The sequence below is a fragment of the Pseudomonas sp. GL_090 genome, from assembly GCF_057837765.1.
Window position 1 is genome coordinate 6,035,214 of sequence record NZ_CM174452.1, and the last position, 17,623, is coordinate 6,052,836.

15 protein-coding genes are annotated in these 17,623 nt (G+C 62.1%); 4 read left to right on the forward strand and 11 right to left on the reverse strand.

Going from position 1 to position 17,623, the window contains the following annotated elements; translation table 11 throughout:
• Positions 1-222: 222 nt before the first annotated feature.
• Positions 223-1,614: an L-cystine transporter gene (locus AC3ITA_RS27335; RefSeq protein ID WP_150672101.1), complete on the forward strand. Its 1,392-nt coding sequence runs from the start codon at positions 223-225 to the stop codon at positions 1,612-1,614.
• Positions 1,615-1,730: 116 nt separating this feature from the next.
• On the opposite strand, the gene AC3ITA_RS27340 is transcribed toward AC3ITA_RS27335, so the two are convergent.
• Positions 1,731-2,243, reverse strand: a complete 513-nt coding sequence (locus AC3ITA_RS27340; RefSeq protein ID WP_277532756.1) for a dihydrofolate reductase — start codon at positions 2,241-2,243, stop codon at positions 1,731-1,733.
• An 85-nt stretch (positions 2,244-2,328) separates the two neighbouring features.
• Between AC3ITA_RS27340 and AC3ITA_RS27345 the strand changes: the two genes are divergently transcribed.
• Together AC3ITA_RS27345 and AC3ITA_RS27350 are read left to right on the forward strand one after the other, a co-directional pair.
• Entirely contained in the window at positions 2,329-3,699 is a 1,371-nt protein-coding gene (locus AC3ITA_RS27345; RefSeq protein ID WP_489278897.1) for a DUF2868 domain-containing protein, read from the forward strand.
• The gene (locus AC3ITA_RS27350) at positions 3,692-5,056 is read left to right on the forward strand and encodes a GTPase/DUF3482 domain-containing protein (protein WP_414929506.1); all 1,365 of its coding nucleotides are present in this window, start codon (positions 3,692-3,694) and stop codon (positions 5,054-5,056) included. Before AC3ITA_RS27345 ends, AC3ITA_RS27350 begins: the two co-directional genes overlap by 8 nt.
• A 132-nt stretch (positions 5,057-5,188) precedes the next feature.
• Here AC3ITA_RS27350 and AC3ITA_RS27355 read toward each other — a convergent pair whose 3' ends face one another.
• The 7 genes from AC3ITA_RS27355 to AC3ITA_RS27385 form a co-directional block, all read right to left on the reverse strand.
• A complete protein-coding gene (locus tag AC3ITA_RS27355; protein ID WP_414929505.1) occupies positions 5,189-5,746 on the reverse strand; it encodes a phosphonate degradation HD-domain oxygenase in 558 nt (185 codons plus the stop codon).
• Positions 5,746-6,879: a TIGR03364 family FAD-dependent oxidoreductase gene (locus tag AC3ITA_RS27360; protein WP_414929504.1), complete on the reverse strand. Its 1,134-nt coding sequence runs from the start codon at positions 6,877-6,879 to the stop codon at positions 5,746-5,748. The genes AC3ITA_RS27355 and AC3ITA_RS27360 overlap by 1 nt, the downstream gene beginning before the upstream one ends.
• 113 nt (positions 6,880-6,992) lie before the next feature.
• Positions 6,993-8,018 carry a putative 2-aminoethylphosphonate ABC transporter substrate-binding protein gene (locus AC3ITA_RS27365; RefSeq protein ID WP_095945321.1) on the reverse strand — a complete coding sequence of 342 codons (1,026 nt, stop codon included), beginning with the start codon at positions 8,016-8,018 and terminating at the stop codon, positions 6,993-6,995.
• A 39-nt stretch (positions 8,019-8,057) separates the two neighbouring features.
• Entirely contained in the window at positions 8,058-9,782 is a 1,725-nt protein-coding gene (locus tag AC3ITA_RS27370; RefSeq protein ID WP_095945322.1) for a putative 2-aminoethylphosphonate ABC transporter permease subunit, read from the reverse strand.
• Positions 9,782-10,858, reverse strand: a complete 1,077-nt coding sequence (locus AC3ITA_RS27375) for a putative 2-aminoethylphosphonate ABC transporter ATP-binding protein (RefSeq protein WP_489278900.1) — start codon at positions 10,856-10,858, stop codon at positions 9,782-9,784. Before AC3ITA_RS27375 ends, AC3ITA_RS27370 begins: the two co-directional genes overlap by 1 nt.
• Before the next feature lie 219 nt (positions 10,859-11,077).
• Entirely contained in the window at positions 11,078-11,941 is an 864-nt protein-coding gene (locus AC3ITA_RS27380) for a LysR family transcriptional regulator (RefSeq protein ID WP_414929502.1), read from the reverse strand.
• 16 nt (positions 11,942-11,957) lie between these two features.
• Entirely contained in the window at positions 11,958-14,219 is a 2,262-nt protein-coding gene (locus tag AC3ITA_RS27385; protein WP_489278902.1) for a heavy metal translocating P-type ATPase, read from the reverse strand.
• Positions 14,220-14,312: 93 nt separating this feature from the next.
• Here AC3ITA_RS27385 and cadR point away from each other — a divergent pair, with 93 nt between their 5' ends.
• Complete coding sequence (gene cadR, locus AC3ITA_RS27390; RefSeq protein WP_095945326.1) at positions 14,313-14,762, forward strand: Cd(II)/Pb(II)-responsive transcriptional regulator; 450 nt, start codon at positions 14,313-14,315, stop codon at positions 14,760-14,762.
• A 134-nt stretch (positions 14,763-14,896) separates the two neighbouring features.
• Here the strand turns inward: cadR and AC3ITA_RS27395 are convergent, their stop codons facing one another.
• The 3 genes from AC3ITA_RS27395 to AC3ITA_RS27405 form a co-directional block, all read right to left on the reverse strand.
• Positions 14,897-15,868, reverse strand: a complete 972-nt coding sequence (locus AC3ITA_RS27395) for a thymidylate synthase (protein ID WP_095945327.1) — start codon at positions 15,866-15,868, stop codon at positions 14,897-14,899.
• Between the two features lie 49 nt (positions 15,869-15,917).
• Positions 15,918-16,724, reverse strand: coding sequence for a prolipoprotein diacylglyceryl transferase (lgt, locus tag AC3ITA_RS27400; RefSeq protein WP_095945328.1), 807 nt, complete (start codon positions 16,722-16,724; stop codon positions 15,918-15,920).
• 97 nt (positions 16,725-16,821) lie between these two features.
• On the reverse strand, positions 16,822-17,604 hold the full coding sequence (locus tag AC3ITA_RS27405; RefSeq protein WP_095945329.1) for a sulfite exporter TauE/SafE family protein: 783 nt from the start codon (positions 17,602-17,604) through the stop codon (positions 16,822-16,824).
• Positions 17,605-17,623: the final 19 nt, after the last annotated feature.

Consider the following 17,623-nt stretch of genomic DNA (forward strand, 5'->3'; position numbering starts at 1 on the left):
AAAGAGATCGACGCTAACAAATAAGTGTGACAGTCCCCGCCTGTCAGCGACCGCGCACGTCCCTTTCGCGCCAGCTGCATTTCTGACAGCGACATCCGCTTATTCCAAAAGCGACGGAAACCATGCGTTTTTGATATTAATTCATTAGTTTTCAAGCTGTTAGGCTTACCGGTCCGCAGCTACCCCGGATGGTAGCTGGCACAAGTCTCACTCGGAGCTCTCATGAATCTGCCGCTGATTCTCAATCTGCTGGTGTTCCTCGCCCTGCTCTTCGGTCTGGCGCAAACCCGCCACACCACTTGGAGCCTGGCGAAAAAAGTCCTGCTCGCACTGGTGCTGGGCGTGGCGTTCGGTGTGGCGCTGCACACTGTCTACGGTGCCGGCAACCCGGTACTCAAAGCCTCGATCGGCTGGTTCGATCTGGTAGGCAACGGTTATGTGCAACTGCTGCAAATGATCGTGATCCCGCTGGTGTTCGCCTCGATCCTCAGCGCCGTGGCCCGCCTGCACAATGCCTCGTCGCTGGGCAAGATCAGCTTCCTGACCATCGGCACGCTGCTGCTCACCACGGCCATCGCGGCGCTGATCGGCATTAGCCTGACCAACCTGTTCGGCCTGACCGCCGAAGGCCTGGTGGCTGGCACCCAGGAAATGGCGCGCCTGCAAACCATCCAGTCCGACTATGCCGGCAAGGTCGCGGATTTGAATGTGCCGCAGCTGTTGCTGTCGTTCATTCCGCAAAACCCGTTCGCCGATCTGGCGCGGGCCAAGCCGACGTCGATCATCAGCGTGGTGATTTTCGCGGCGTTCCTGGGTGTCGCGGCGCTGCAATTGCTCAAGGATGATGTCGAAAAAGGTCAGAAAGTGATCAACGCCATCGACACCCTGCAAGCCTGGGTGATGCGCCTGGTGCGCCTGGTGATGAAGCTGACCCCGTACGGCGTATTGGCGCTGATGACCAAAGTGGTCGCCGGTTCCAACCTGCAAGACATCATCAAGCTCGGCAGTTTCGTGGTGGTGTCCTACATGGGCCTGGGCCTGATGTTTGTGGTGCATGGCTTGCTGGTGTCGGCCGCCGGGATCAATCCGCTGCGCTTCTTCCGCAAGATCTGGCCGGTGCTGACGTTTGCCTTCACCAGCCGCTCCAGCGCTGCGACGATTCCGTTGAGCATCGAGGCGCAGACCAGTCGCCTGGGCATTCCGCAGTCCATCGCCAGTTTCGCTGCGTCGTTTGGCGCAACCATTGGCCAGAACGGTTGCGCCGGCCTGTACCCGGCGATGCTGGCAGTGATGGTGGCGCCGACCGTGGGCATCAACCCGCTGGACCCGCTGTGGATCGCGACACTGGTGGCGATTGTCACGCTGAGTTCGGCCGGTGTGGCTGGTGTCGGTGGCGGCGCGACCTTTGCCGCGTTGATCGTGCTGCCGGCGATGGGCTTGCCGGTGTCACTGGTGGCGCTGCTGATTTCGGTCGAGCCGTTGATTGATATGGGGCGTACGGCGTTGAACGTCAGTGGGTCGATGACGGCGGGGGCGATTACCAGTCAGGTGATGCAGCAGACGGATAAAGAGTTGCTGGATGCGGATGAGCATTCGGCGTTGGCGCAGGCTTAAGCGGCACCGATAGACCGCTATCGCCAGCAGGCTGGCTCCCACAGGGATTTTGGGTGTTCACACAATCTGTGTTTCACCTCTAACCCACTGTGGGAGCCAGCCTGCTGGCGATGCTTTTAAGCCTTTTCCCAGACTTCGAAGTTGTACGCCGGCTTGTCGCCTTCCGCCGGATTCGGCACATCCGACACCAGCTTCCACTGGTTCAAATCAAACTCCGGAAACCACGCATCCCCTTCCGGGCTCAGCGCCACGCGGGTCAGGTACAACCGATCGGCCTGCGCCAGCCCTTGCGCATACAACTGCGCACCACCGATTAGCATCAACTCATCAACGCCCTGTTCCTTCGCCCATGCTTCGGCGCGAACGACGGCGGCCTCCAGCGACGGATAAACCTCCGCGCCTTCCAGCACCAGATCCGCCTGACGGCTGACCACGATGTTCAAGCGGCCGGGCAACGGACGACCGAGGGAATCCCAGGTCTTGCGCCCCATGATGATCGGCTTGCCGAGCGTGGTGGCCTTGAAATATTTGAAGTCCCCCGGCAGGTGCCAGGGCATGCTGTTGTCGACGCCGATCACACGGTTTTCACCGAGGGCTGCGATCAGGCTGAGGGGGAGTGATTTAGTCATGCCGGCGAGGATACCAGAGCCTCGCTTTCGCCGATAAGCGCCACAACGGTTATGCTCACAGCTCATTTAAGCGACGGGATGCCGCGTGACTGAACTGAATAACCTCTGGCTGACAGAAACCATCCGCCTGCGCGAAGAACACGCAGGCCCTCTGGAGGATCTCGAAGCCAACCGACTGGCCCGCAGCGCCGGCGGCGATTTGCCGTCGCGCATTCAACGCCGGGCCCTGTGGCTGGCCGAGCGCGATGGCCTGGCCGATGCCCTCAAGCACTGGCTGCAAGGCGCGCGACTGGCGCTGATCGTCATGGCGGTGCTGGCGGTGGTCAGCGGCGCCGGCCTGGCCTTTGCTGCAATGGGCGACGGCCTGCACCCGGTGAATGTGTTCTGGGCCTTGGGCAGCCTGCTCGGGCTCAATCTGATCCTGCTGCTGAGCTGGGCCCTGGGCCTGGTGTTTGCCGGCGAACACGGCGCCAGCCTCGGGCGACTGTGGCTGTGGCTAAGTGAAAAACTCGCCCGGGATGCCAAGGCCGCGCAACTGGCGCCGGCCCTGCTGCTGTTGCTGCAACGGCAGAAACTCAATCGCTGGACCATCGGCGTGCTGGTCAACAGCCTGTGGTTGCTGGCGATGCTCAGCGCCTTGGTGATCCTGCTGACGTTGATGGCGACCCGACGCTACGGCTTCGTCTGGGAAACCACGATCCTCAGTGCCGACACCTTTATCGCCGTCACTCAAGCGCTGGGTGCGCTTCCGACCCTGCTCGGTTTCAGCGTGCCGACCGAGGAAATGATCCGTGCCAGCGGCGATGCGGCATTGAACATCGAAAGCGCCCGTCAGGCCTGGGCCGCATGGCTGGTGGGGGTGCTGCTGGTCTACGGCGTATTGCCGCGCCTGCTGCTCGCGCTGTTTTGCCTGTGGCGCTGGAAGACCGGGCAAACAGCACTGCGTCTGGACTTGAACCTGCCCGGCTACGCGCAACTGCGCGAACGCTTGATGCCCACCAGCGAACGTCTCGGCATCAGCGATGCGGCGCCTGAGCAACTGCATCGCGTGGAAAGCGGTGTCACCGAGCAGCAAAGCGACGGCGCGCTGTTGGTCGCCATCGAGCTGGACGACGACCGCCCGTGGCCACCGCAATTACCGAACAACGTCAGCAACGCGGGCATTCTCGACAGCCGCGAATCACGGCACAAACTCCTCGAACAACTGAGCCGCTTTCCCCCCGCGCGCCTGGCCATTGCGTGCGATCCACGGCGCTCGCCGGATCGCGGCAGCCTGGCCTTGATTGCCGAACTGGCCCGCAGCGCCAGCGCCACCCGTGTGTGGTTGTTGCAGGCGCCCCCCGGTGAAGCGCTGGACGCAGAACGTCTGGGCGACTGGCACGTGGCGCTGCAACAGCATGAGTTGTCGTTTGCCGATTGTGCACCGATGAACTGGCTGGAGACGGGTCATGACTAACCCCCTGAAACTCGCCATCGTCGGCCACACCAACGTCGGCAAAACCTCGTTGTTGCGCACCCTGACCCGCGACGTCGGCTTCGGTGAGGTGTCCCATCGCCCCAGCACCACGCGGCATGTCGAGGGCGCACGGTTGTCGGTGGACGGCGAGCCCTTGCTCGATCTCTACGACACCCCCGGCCTGGAAGACGCCATCGCCCTGCTCGACTACCTCGAACGCCTGGAACGTCCCGGCGAACGGCTCGACGGCCCGGCGCGGCTGGCGCGTTTTCTGGAGGGCAGCGAAGCCCGACAACGCTTCGAACAGGAAGCCAAGGTGCTGCGCCAGTTGCTGGCATCGGATGCCGGGCTCTATGTGATCGACGCCCGGGAGCCGGTGCTGGCCAAGTATCGCGACGAGCTGGAAGTGCTGGCCAGTTGCGGCAAACCCTTGCTGCCGGTGCTGAATTTTGTCAGCAGCGCCAACCATCGCGAACCGGCATGGCGTGAAGCGCTGGCGCGGCTGGGCTTGCATGCCCTGGTGCGCTTCGACAGTGTCGCGCCGCCGGAGGATGGCGAGCGTCGACTCTATGAAAGCCTCGCCCTGCTGCTGGAGTCAGCCCGGCCGCAACTCGAACGCCTGATCGCCGATCAGCAAGCCCAGCGTCTGGCCCGCCAACAAAGCGCAGAGCGATTGATTGCCGAATTGTTGATCGATTGCGCGGCTTGCCGACGCAGCGTGGCCAGTGAAGCAGAGCAGGAACAACAGGCGATCAGCGAACTGCGCAAAGCCGTGCGCCAGCGTGAGCAGCGTTGCGTCGAGGCCCTGCTCAAGCTTTACGCCTTCCGCTCGAAGGATGCCGCCGCCAGTGATTTGCCACTGCTAGATGGCCGTTGGGGCGATGACCTGTTCAACCCGGAAACCCTCAAGCAACTGGGCGTGCGCGTCGGTGGAGGGATCGCTGCCGGCGCGGCTGCCGGGGCCGGGGTCGATTTGCTGGTGGGTGGCATCACCCTGGGCGCAGCGGCATTGGCCGGAGCGATTGCCGGCGGCGCCCTGCAAACCGCCCGCAGCTATGGCAGTCGCTTGCTCGGCAAGCTCAAGGGCCAGCGCGAACTGACGGTGGATGACAACGTGCTGCGGCTGTTGGCTCTGCGCCAGCGGCAGTTGCTGCAAGCACTCAATGCCCGTGGGCATGCGGCGATGGACAGCATTCAAGTGGCCACTCCACAGGATAAGACCTGGCGCGAAGGCAAACTGCCTGAGGTGCTGATCAAGGCGCGGGCGCATCCGCAGTGGTCATCGCTCAATCCGCATCCGAAGTTGAATCAGGGGGAGCGGCAGGAGCAGGTTGAGGTGTTGGCGCAGCAGCTTTAGTGGCCTGACCGGCCTCTTCGCGAGCAGGCTCGCTCCTACAGTGGTTTCGCAGTGAACACAGAATCTGTGGTCGCCACAGCTCCTTTGTGGGAGCGAGCCTGCTCGCGAAGGCCGCACCTCGGTTCAAAGGCTTTACGCCGCCAACAACCGCACCGCCTTGCCCTTCAACACCGCCAGATCAATCACCGGCACATGCATCTCTTTCGCCAGTTCATCCCACTGGCGCATGCGCAGACTCACCGCACACAGCGGGTCCTGCTCGAACACCTGCGCCTCTTCAGCCGTCATCACCCCGCCCTGATACTCCAGGGTACGACGACTGGCTTCGCTCAAGCGCTCGTAGTACCCGGGTTCTTTGAACGTCAGGTAACGCTTGGCTTGCACGTGGTATTCGACCAGCCGTGCCATGCGCTCGCTGAAGCCGGCGCGGCGCAGGTAGTCGGCGCCGAGCCGCTCATGGCTGACCACACCGAAGCCGCCCATGTTCTCCGCACTTTCGGCGCAGATATGCCCGATATCATGAAAGAACGCCGCCAGCACCACTTCATCGTCGAAGCCTTCGGCCATGGCCAATTGCGCCGCCTGGGACATGTGCTCGATCTGCGATACCGGTTCGCCGATGTAATCGCTGTCACCAAAACGCTCGTACAAACCGAACACCTCGGCAATCACTTGCTCGTTACGCGCCATCAGATTTCCCCCAATAAGGTGGCAACGTTGCGTTCAGCCATCGCCGGCCCGACGCTCATGCCGACACCGGTGTGCATCAACGCCACACCCAGGCCCTTTGCCGGGCGCAGGAACGAGAACGGTCCCGGCCCCCGTGAACCATAGACGCCCTGCCAGCGTTCGACCACTTGCACCTTGCAGCCCAGGGTCTGCTCGGCCAGCTCGATCATCCAGTCGTCGACCTGCTCGGCATTGAAGGGTGACGGATCGCTGCCGTAATGGTGCGAATCACCGATGATCAATTCGCCATGGGGTGTCGGGCTGATCAGCAGGTGGATGCCGTTTTCATGCAGGTGCGGCGCGTACTGCAGGATTTCTGCCTGTACCGCCGCGGCCTCCGGCAAGTCGGCGAAGGCGCCGTAGTGCACGCAGCTCAAACCGGTGAGCAACGCGTGTTGTAGGTTGAGATTGATGTGCGAGCGGGCGCGGAGCATTTGCAGGCGGCAGATTTGCGGCTCGAGTTCGGCGATCTGCTCGGCCAGCAACGTCTGATAATCGTGGCCGGAGCAGACGATGATCTGCTCTGCACTGAAGCTGCCGGCGGTGCTGTGCAGACGGCCCGGTTCGATATCACGGACCAGGGTGGAAAAGTGAAACTTGACGCCCAGGTCGCGGCGCAGGAAATCGATCAGCGCCGGAACCGCTTCGCGGGAATACAGCTGCTGGTCGTCCATGCCGTGCAACGCCGCACGGTGATGGCGGAACTGACCGCCGTACAAATCGCGTAACGCGGCGCCGCGCAGCAGGTCGACGCGGTAACCGTGCTCCACCGCGCGACCTTCGCAGAAGGCTTCCAGCAACTGTTCTTCCGCCTCGGTGCGGGCGAACAGATACGAGCCATTGCGTTTGAGTTGCAGACCGGCGAGCTGCGCCCAGTCGCCCCAGATTGCGCGACTGGCGCGGGCCAGCTCCAGCATCGGACCGGGTGGTTGGCCGGTGACCAGTGCCTGGCCGAAGTTGCGCACCGAAGCGCCGACAGGCGTTTCGCTGCGCTCGAAAACCGTGACCTTCAAACCGCGTTTTGCGGCGGCATACGCGTGGGACAAACCCAGGATCCCGGCGCCGACGATCAGCATGTCGTTGTGTTGTGTCATGGAGTCTTGTCCTGAATTCGATACCGCTTTCGCGAGCAGGCTCGCTCCCACAGGAAAATGCATTCCAATGTGGGAGCCTGCTCGCGATGAGGCCCTGTCAGCCGATAAAGACCTTACTTGGCCGCCACTTTCTCGGACTTGCCGTCATAGCGCTTGCGCCATTCGGTCAGGATCTCGTCGCGGTTCTTCGAAGCCCAGGCGAAGTCGTTCTTGATCAGGCGCTGCTCGTAGTCGGCCGGAAGTTCGGTCTGCGGCTTGGCGATGCCAGGCTGAGCGAGCACGGCGAAGTTTTCCTTGTAGAGTTCCATCGCCTCGGGGCTGGCGGAGAAGTCAGCCAGTTTCTTCGCCGCTTCTTCGTGGGCAGTACCCTTGATCACGGCAGTCGCTTCGATCTCCCAGCCCAAACCTTCCTTCGGCAGGATGATGTCCAGCGGTGCGCCCTGGCGTTTCAGCTGAACGGCCGGGTATTCGAAAGAGATACCGATCGGGAATTCGCCAGCCGCCGCCAGTTTGCAAGGCTTGGAACCGGAGTGAACGTACTGGCCGATGTTCTGGTGCAGGCCGTCCATGTACGCCCAGCCCTGCTTCTCGCCGAAGGTTTGCAGCCAGGCGCTGACGTCGAGGAAACCGGTGCCGGACGAGGCCGGGTTCGGCATGACGATCTTGCCTTTGTACTCAGGCTTGGTCAGGTCCTGCCAGCTCACGGGCTTGGTCAGGCCCTGCTTTTCGGCTTCGACGGTGTTGAAGCAAATGGTCGCGGCCCAAACGTCCATGCCGACCCAGGCTGGCGGGCTGGCGGCGTCACGGTAGTTGGTGCCGATCTTGCCCAGGTCTTTCGGTGCGTAGCTTTGCAGCATGCCTTGCTGGTCGAGAATCGCCAGGCTGGAAGCGGCCAGGCCCCACACGGCGTCAGCCTGCGGACGGGCTTTTTCGGCCAGCAGTTTGGCGGTGATGATGCCGGTGGAGTCACGCACCCATTTGATTTCAACGTCCGGGTTGGCTTTTTCGAACGCTTCTTTATAGGTCTTCAGTTGTTCGGCTTCGAGGGCGGTGTACACCGTCAACTCGGTTTTCGCCGCAAAGGCGTTCAGGCTGAAAGCGGTGAGGACAGCAGCGGCCAGGGCCATAGGCTTGAACATGATCTTTTCCTGTTTTTTGAGTTGAGGGGTTGTGCAAATTCAATGACCGGGCGCGGTCTGCCGCCAGGCCTGGGAGCGGCGCAGCAAACCGCGCGAGGCCCAGGCCAGCAGCAGGGACACGCCCGCCGAGGTAATCAGGATCAGGGTCGACATCGCTGCCGCACCGCCGACGTTGCCGGCGTCGTCCATGTTCAGCACCGCCACCGCCGCGAGGATGGTGTCGGGGCTGTAGAGGAAGATCGCCGCCGAAACGGTGGTCATGGCCGAGACGAACAGGTAGCGCACGATGTCCAGCAGCGCCGGCAGGCAGATCGGCACGGTGACCCGCAGGTAGTGGCGGTAGAGCGGCGCCTTGAGCGACAGCGCGGCGGCTTCGAACTCGGCGTCGAGTTGACGCAGCGCGGTGGTGGCGGTCATTTGTGCGGTGGTCAAATAGTGAGCAATGGTGCAGACGATCAGCAGCGTCATGGTCCCGTAGAGCACATGCAGCGGGTTGCCGGAGAGATTGAAGAAGAAGACGTAACCCAAACCCAGCACCAGGCCCGGCACCGCCATCGGTACGAAACTGAGCATGCGCAGCGTCAGATTCAGGCCGCGCTGGCCCTTGGTCTTTTCCATCAGGTAGGCGCCAGTGAAGATCAGAATGCTGCCGATCAACGCCGTGCCCAGGGCCATCTTCAGGCTATTGCCGTAGGCCAGCCAGCCACCGCCGGCGGTTTCGTTGAACTGGTAATGGTTGAGCGACAGCGACAGGTTGTACGGCCAGAACTTCACCAGGGACGAGAACACCGCCATGCCGAACACCAGCAGCAACGCGGCGCAGATCAGCAGGACGATGGCCAGGTAGCAACCGTCGCGCAGCTTCGACGGCGCGGGTTTGAACACTTGGGCGCGACCGCTCATGGAATCGCCGTGGCGTCGACGCAACCAGGCATCGACCCCGAAACTGAAGAGTGCCGGCAGCAACAGCACCATGCCGATCAGCGCCCCGCGACCGAACTGTTGCTGACCCACCACCGCCTTGTAGGCCTCCAGCGCCAGCACTTGATAGTCGCCACCGACCACCACCGGCACACCGAAGTCAGTGATGGTCAGGGTGAACACCAGGCAGAACGCAGCGAACACAGCCTGACGGGTCGCCGGCCAGGTGATGCTGCGGAAAGCTTTCGCAGGACTCGCGCCCATGCTGGAGGCGGCATCGAAAAGTCGCGCATCCGCCAGGGACAGGGCCGACAGAAGAATCATCAAGGCATGCGGGAAGGTGTAGATGACTTCGCCGAGCACAATGCCCCAGAAGCCGTAGATGTTGTCCGAGAGCAGGCCACGCAGCATGCCCTGGTTGCCGAACAGGTAAACCAGCGCGATACCGGGCAGCATTGATGGCGCCATCAATGGCAGCAGCGAGATGCCTCGCCAGATACCTTTGGCCGGAATCAAGGTGCGTTGCAGCGCGTAGGCAAACAGGTAGGCCAGCGGTACGACAATGGCCGCTACGCTGAGGGAAACCTTCAGGCTGTTGCCGAGCAACCAATGGAAGTTCTCGCTGGTCACCAGCTCTTTCGCCGCGACCCAGCCACCGCCCTGCCCGGCTTCGGCGCTGAAGCCGCGCCAGAAAATCGCCAGCAACGGCATCAATACGGCAACACCCAACAACACCAGCATGAGGACTTTGCCGCCGACCACGAACAACCGGTCACCGACTTCGGCGCGAGAGGTCTGCCGAACCTGCTTGTGCGGAATCGGCAGCGCAATGTTCGCGCTCATCAGGCAAACACCTGCAGGCTGCGCGGCGGCAAGGCGACCATGATCTGCTGGCCGCCAAGGCGCGGCATGGCTTCCGGCGCCAATTCAGCCAGCAAGGCGTGGCCCGGCAAATGATCGAGTTCAAAGCTCATGCGGCAGCGGTTGCCGAGGAAAGTGATTTCACGAACCTTGGCCGGGAACAGGTTTTCCTCGTGCACCAGCGGGTTAACGTTGATCGCTTCCGGACGGCAGAATAAACGGCCCGACGCGGTCTTGGCGCTGCCTTCGGCCAGACGCATGTTCATCCCGCCGACCTGGGCGTGGCTGTCGCTGCTGCGCTGGAACGGCAACCAGTTGCCCTGGCCGACGAACTCCGCCACGAATGGCGTGGCCGGACGGTTGTAGATTTCCTGCGGCGTGGCGTACTGTTCGACCTTGCCGTTGTTCATCACGGCGATGCGGTCGGCCATCAGCATGGCCTCGTCCTGATTGTGGGTCACCATCAAGGTGGTGATGCCGAGGTTGCGTTGCAGTTGGCGCAATTCGGTGCACAGATGCTCACGCACCCGGGCATCGAGGGCCGACATCGGTTCGTCGAGCAGCAACAACGAAGGCGCCGGAGCCAAGGCACGAGCCAGGGCCACGCGTTGTTGCTGACCGCCGGACAACTGACCGGGGTACTTTTTCTCGCTGCCGGTCAGGCCAACCAGTTCCAGCATTTGACCGACCCGGCGACGCACTTCGTCACGACCGCTGCCGGCGAGGCCGTAGGCAATGTTCGCTTCGACGGTGAGATTGGGGAACAACGCGTAGGACTGAAACAGAATGCCGTAGTCCCGCGCCTGGGGCGCCAAGTGTGAAACGTCGCGATCACCCAGGTACAACTCGCCGCTGTCCTGCTTCTCCAGACCGGCGATGCAGCGCAGCAGGGTGGTTTTGCCACAGCCCGACGGGCCCAGCAGACACACCAGCTCACCGGCCGCCACGTCGAGGGAAACGTTGTCCAGCGCCGTGAATGCGCCGAAGCGTTTCTGTACGCCGCGCACCTTCATTGGTGCGCCGGGGTTGGTCAGGGCAGTTGCGATCGGGTTGTTCATGGACGGACCTCATCTGGCAGATGGGGCCATCCTAGGGTTGTAATGAGTCCGTCATGTGGCAGTAAGGCAAAAACTGCCGATAGTGGTATTCGGGATTTTTGGTTATTCCTGTGCTGGCGGGTCTACCGCCATCGCGAGCAGGCTCGCTCCTACAGGGGAATGCGGTCAACTGTAGGAGCGAGCCTGCTCGCGATGAGGCCGGGACAGGCAAAGAAGATCTCAGGCCGGAGCCATTTCCTGCGCCAACCCCAGAAACGCCGCCGGCAGTCGCGCGTTTTTGCGCTCCTTGAGGCAGTACAGGTACTCGGGAATCTGTGGCGCATTCTCGATGGTCAGCACCCGCAGCTGCGGATCATGGGGCACTTCCTGACGGGCAATGATGCTGATGCCGATGTTGCGCAGCACTGCTTCGCGGATCGATTCGCGGCTGCCGATTTCCAGCAGCGGGCCGAAACACACTCCGGCGCTGGCCAGCAACTCTTCGGTCAAGCGACGGGTGGTCGAGCCCGGTTCGCGCATCAGCAGGGTATGCCCGGCCAAGGCGCCGAGCGGCACGTGATCGTGAATCGCCAGTGGATGATTGCGATGCACCGCCAGCACCAGCGGATCGCTGCCGAGCACCCGGCGAACCAGTCGTGCGTCATCGAGCAATTGCGACGACGCCGCGACATCGACCCGGTAATCCTCCAGCGCTTCGAGCACCTGTTGGGAGTTGCCGATTTCCACCGAAACCTCAACCTGCGGCAGACGTTCGCGGAAGGTTTTCACCAGGTCGAGGATGTAATACGGTGCCGTGGCGGCTATTCGTAACGTGCCCTGGACCTGGCCGCAGTTACGCAGGAAAAACTCGATGTCGGCTTCCTGCTGCATCAGCGCCTTGACCATCGGCAGCAACCGCGCGCCCTCCTCGCTGACGCTGAGACGCCGGCCGCCACGGTAGAACAGTTCGACCGAGTACTGACTTTCGAGGTTGCGGATCTGCGTCGTCACCGTCGGCTGGCTCAGGCCGAGCTTTTTGGCCGCCTGGGTAATGCTGCCCAGGCGGGCCACCATGTAAAACGCCTTAAGCTCCGCACTCAGCACAACCGTCCCTCATCCTTTACTTGCGCAGCAGGCGCAAACCGTTGAACACCACCAGCAGACTCACGCCCATGTCGGCGAACACTGCCATCCACATGGTAGCGACCCCGGCGAAGGTTACCCCAAGAAAGATCGCCTTGATGACCAAAGCCAGGGCGATGTTCTGTTTGAGGATGCTCGACGTCTGCCGAGACAGGCGAATGAATGCCGGGATTTTGCGCAGATCGTCGTCCATCAGGGCGACATCGGCGGTTTCGATCGCGGTATCGGTGCCCGCGGCGGCCATGGCGAAACCGATCTCGGAACGCGCCAGCGCCGGGGCGTCGTTGATGCCATCGCCGACCATGCCGACCCGATGCCCTTGGGTATAAAGAGCCTCGACAGCCTGCAGCTTGTCGCCGGGCAAAAGGTCACCCCTGGCCTCGTCGATACCGACTTGCGCGGCAATGGCCTGCGCGGTGTGGACGTTATCGCCGGTGAGCATCAGGGTCTTGATGCCCAGGTCATGCAACTGCCGGATAGCCTCGCGGCTCGACTCCTTTACCGTGTCCGCCACGGCAAACAGCGCCAACGGGCCAGACGAATCAAGCAGCAGCACCACCGACTTGCCCTGCTTTTCCAGAGCAAACAGCTTTTCTTCCAGCGCCGGCGAACACAGGCCCAGATCCTCCACCAGTCGATGGTTGCCCAGATGGTAGAGCTGGCCGTTGATCTCGCCGCGCACCCCGCGCCCGCCCAGCGCTTCGAAGTTATCCACAACCAGCGTCGCGGTCTGGTTATCCACAGCCGCTTTGGCGATGGCCAGAGAAACCGGGTGATCCGAGCGCCCGGCCAACGCGGCGGCAATGGCGGGCGCCGAGTCGTCGGCGGTCGGGTCCAGTGACAGGTAATCGGTCTGCACCGGTTTGCCGTGAGTGATGGTGCCGGTTTTGTCCAGGGCCAGGTAGTCGAGCTTGTAACCGCCCTCCAGGTAGACACCGCCCTTGACCAGAATGCCTTTGCGCGCCGCCGCCGCGAGGCCGCTGACGATCGTCACCGGCGTGGAAATCACCAGCGCACATGGGCAGGCCACCACCAGCAGCACCAGCGCCCGGTAGATCCAGTCGAACCACAGCTCGCCCATCAACAATGGCGGAATCACCGCCACGGCCAGGGCCAGGACGAACACCGCCGGGGTGTAGATTTTCGAGAAACTGTCGACGAAGCGCTGGGTCGGCGCCCGCGCGCCCTGAGCCTGCTCGACGGCGTGGATGATGCGGGCCAGGGTTGAGTTGTCGGCCGCAGCGGTCACCCCGTACTCCAGGGAGCCGGCCTGATTGATGGTGCCGGCGAAGACTTTGTCGCCGACAGTTTTTTCCACTGGCAAGCTCTCACCAGTGATTGGCGCCTGGTCGATGGTCGAGCGACCGGACAGCACTTCACCGTCCAGGCCGATACGCTCGCCGGGGCGCACCCGTACCCGCGCACCGAGCCCGATGTTTTTGACATCCTGCGCAAGCCAGCTCCCGTCAGCCTGTAACACCGTTGCCGTGTCCGGGGTCATCTGCATCAAGCCGCTGATGGCATTGCGTGCACGATCAAGTGACTTGGCCTCGATCAACTCGGCCACGGTGAACAGGAACATCACCATTGCCGCTTCCGGCCACTGGCCGATCAGCACCGCGCCGGTCACGGCAATGCTCATCAGGGCGTTGATGTTCAGGTTGCGGTTTTTAAGGGCGATCCAGCCTTTTTTGTAAGTGCCGAGGCCACCACTGAGGATCGAGACCAGCGCGACAACCGCCACCACCCAGTTCGGCGCGAAACCGGTGAAGTGGATAACTTCTGCCAGTAAGGCACCAACACCGGACAGTGCCAAGGGCCACCACGGCTTTTTCCGGGGCGCCGGCGTCGGAGTTTCAGCACCCTGGTCCAGCGGTTCGGCCTGCATGCCCAAGGACTTGATGGCCTCGACGATCGGCTCGACTCCGGGCAAATCGTGGGTCACGCCGAGCACCCGATTAATCAGATTGAACTCCAACTGGTGCACGCCGGTCAGTTTGCTTAGCTTGTTCTGGATCAGCGTCTGTTCGGTTGGACAGTCCATCGCCTCGATGCGAAAACTGCTCAGTCGGGCCCCGGGCGTCGGCGATCCGCTCAGTTTCACCAGTGCAGGCGCTGCCGCTTCAGATGAGCAACAGGCGTCGCCGTGACTGCCATGGTCATGTTTTTGCACGGGTTTGAGCTTGTGGCCGTGCTCGTGTTCAGCCCCGGGTTTGTGGGAGTGCAGGGAATCGCTCATTGGTTGCGTCCATAAGAGTGCCTGTTGCCAAGTAAAGACCCTGTAGCCACTATAGGGTCAAGCACCCTTTCTGGAGTTTTGGAGATTGGCGTCATGAAAATTGGAGAGTTGGCAAAACTCACGGACTGCGCCGTGGAAACGATCCGCTACTACGAGCGCGAGAGCCTTCTGCCGGAACCGGCCCGCAGTGACGGCAATTATCGCGTCTATACCCAGGCCCACGCCGAGCGCCTGACCTTCATCCGCAACTGTCGCACCCTCGACATGACGCTCGAAGAAATCCGCAGCCTGCTGGCGTTTCGCGACAGTCCGCAGGACCAGTGCGAAAGCGTCAACGCTTTGATCGACGAACACATCCACCATGTCAAGGCGCGGATCGACGGCTTGCTGGCCTTGCAGACGCAGCTGCTCGACCTGCGCCAACGCTGCGGCGAGGGGCCGGGGGTCGATCAATGCGGGATTTTGCAGCGGCTGGAAGTGAGCGGCGGGGTGGTGGCGACGGAGGTGGAACATTCACATGTGGGCCGTAGTCACGGCCACTAAGAACACCACCTACCCCTGTAGGAGCGAGCCTGCTCGCGATGAACTCAAAGGCGACGCGTTTTTTAAGACAATACGCGTCATCGTTCATGTCCATCGCGAGCAGGCTCGCTCCTACAGGGGGGCAGCGTTGTGCTTCAGACCGCCATCGGCGCGGTCATCGGTGCGTGGTGTTCGTAGCCTTCCAACGAGAAATCGCCCGGCTCCACCAGCTCCAGCCATTCCGGCTGATAAACACCCGTCTTGGCAAACTCCGGCACACGCTCGGAAATCACCAGTTTCGGCATCGGGAACGGCTCGCGCTTGAGTTGTTCGTTGAGCATGTCCAGGTGGTTTTCGTAGACATGGGCATCACCGATAAAATAGGTGAACCAGCGCGGCGTGTAGCCCGTCAGGCGACCGATCAGGCTCAGCAGCGCAGCACCTTCGGTGAGGTTGAACGGCGTGCCCAGGCCCAGATCGTTGGAGCGGATGTAGAGGGTCAAGGAAATCTCCCTGGTCTCGACATTCGGGTGGAACTGGTACAGCAGGTGGCATGGCGGCAGGGCCATTTCATCGAGCTGGGCGCAGTTCCAGCCGTGGAACAGGATTCGGCGGCTGCCCGGGTCCTTGATGATGGTATCGACGCACTGACGGACCTGGTCGATGGCCTTGTACAGCACCACGTAGGCCTGACCGTCCTCCTCGCCTTCGGCAATCTGGCGGTAGCCTTGTTTCAGGGTCTGCTCGATGGCAGCCGGGTTGCTCAGCGGGATCTGCTTGTACGCCGGCCATTTGCGCCATTGCACGCCGTAGATTTCGCCGAGGTCGTCTTCGCCCTGGCGGAATGGGTTGGCCAGCCACTGGGCGTTTTCGTTGGCGTTCTGGTCCCAGACCTTGCAGCCCAACGCCCGGAACTCGGCGGCGTTGTTCACGCCACGCAGGAATCCACACATTTCGCCGATAGCCGATTTGAACGCCATCTTGCGCGTGGTGATCGCCGGGAAACCTTCCTGCAGGTCATAACGCAGCATCGCACCGGGAAAACTGATGGTGTTCACGCCGGTACGGTTGGCCTGTTTGGTGCCGTTCTTGATGACGTGGGCGACCAGTTCGAGATATTGCTTCATGAATTACCTGTGTCCTTGAACCCGGGACCGAAGCTCCGGGGTTCGAATTTTATACGGCTGCCGCTGGAGCCGCCGGGGCGCGGTGATACGCCAGCCAGATCAGGAACAGCCCGCCGACGATCATCGGCACGCACAGCACCTGGCCCATGGTCAGCCAGTTCCAGGCCAGATAGCCCAGTTGCGCGTCCGGTACACGGACGAACTCGACGATGAAACGGAAGATGCCATAGAACAGCGCGAACATCCCCGATACCGCCATGGTCGGCCGCGGCTTGCGCGAGAACAGCCACAGGATCAGGAACAACGCCACGCCTTCGAGGGCGAACTGGTACAGCTGCGACGGATGACGCGCCAGTTGCGCCGGATCGGTCGGAAAGACCATCGCCCACGGCACATCGGTTGCCTTGCCCCACAACTCGGCGTTGATGAAGTTGCCGATACGCCCGGCGCCCAGGCCGATCGGCACCATCGGCGCAACGAAATCCATCAGCTGGAAGAACGACTTGTTGTTCTTCTTGCCGAACCACAACGCCGCCAGCATCACGCCGATGAAACCGCCGTGGAATGACATGCCGCCCTTCCACACTTCGAAAATCAGCGTCGGGTTGGCCAGGTAAGCGCCCAGATCGTAGAACAGCACATATCCCAGACGTCCGCCGACGATCACCCCCATCGACATCCAGAACACCATGTCGGAGAGTTTCTCCTTGGTCCAGGTCGGGTCGAAGCGGTTCAAGCGGCGGGACGCCAGCAGCCAGGCGCCGCCGATGCCGATCAGGTACATCAGACCGTACCAGTGGATTTTCAGCGGACCGATGGCCAGGGCCACCGGGTCGATCTGCGGGTAAGGCAGCATTGCGACTCCTCGTTAGAGTTCAAATCTTAAAAATTCCCGGGCGACGCTGCCACCTCAGGATTAAGCCAGGATTGCGCTGCCCGTCAGAGCAGATGCTTCAGACTAGAAAGTTCAGGCCAACGCAGAACAGCAAAGCGGCAAACAGCCGTTTCAGCAACTTCGGCGACAATCTGTGGGCCAACCGCGCGCCCAAGCGGGCGAACACCATGCTGGTCAGGGCAATGCCCAGCAACGCCGGCAAATAAATGAAACCGAGACTATGGGCCGGGAGCAACGGATCGTGCCAGCCCAGAATCATGAAACTTAGTGCACTGGCCAAAGCAATCGGCAGACCGCAGGCCGATGAAGTGGCCACCGCTTGCTGCATCGGCACACTGCGCCAGGTCAGGAATGGCACGGTCAACGAACCACCGCCAATGCCGAAAATTGCCGAAGCCCAGCCAATCACGCTGCCGGCCACGGTCAGACCGAGTTTGCCCGGCACGGTTCGGCTGGCCTTGGGTTTGACCTCCAGCGCCAGCTGAGCGGCAATCACCAGGGCGAATACACCAATGAGCTTCTGCAGGTTGGGGCCGGAAATCGCTTCAGCCGTCAGCGCGCCAAACCCGGCACCGACCAGAATGCCGACGGTCATCCACATGAAGATCGGCCAACGCACGGCGCCACGGCGGTGATGCTCGCGTACCGCGTTGACCGAGGTAAAGATGATCGTCGCCAGGGAGGTGCCTACTGCCAGGTGCGTGAGGATCGACGGATCGAACCCCTGGGCCTTGAAGCTGAACACCAGCACCGGGACGATGATGATCCCGCCGCCCACGCCAAACAGCCCGGCGAGTACACCTGCACAGGCGCCGAGCGCCAGATAGAGCAGAAATTCCATGGTTGTCCCGCCCGCATCC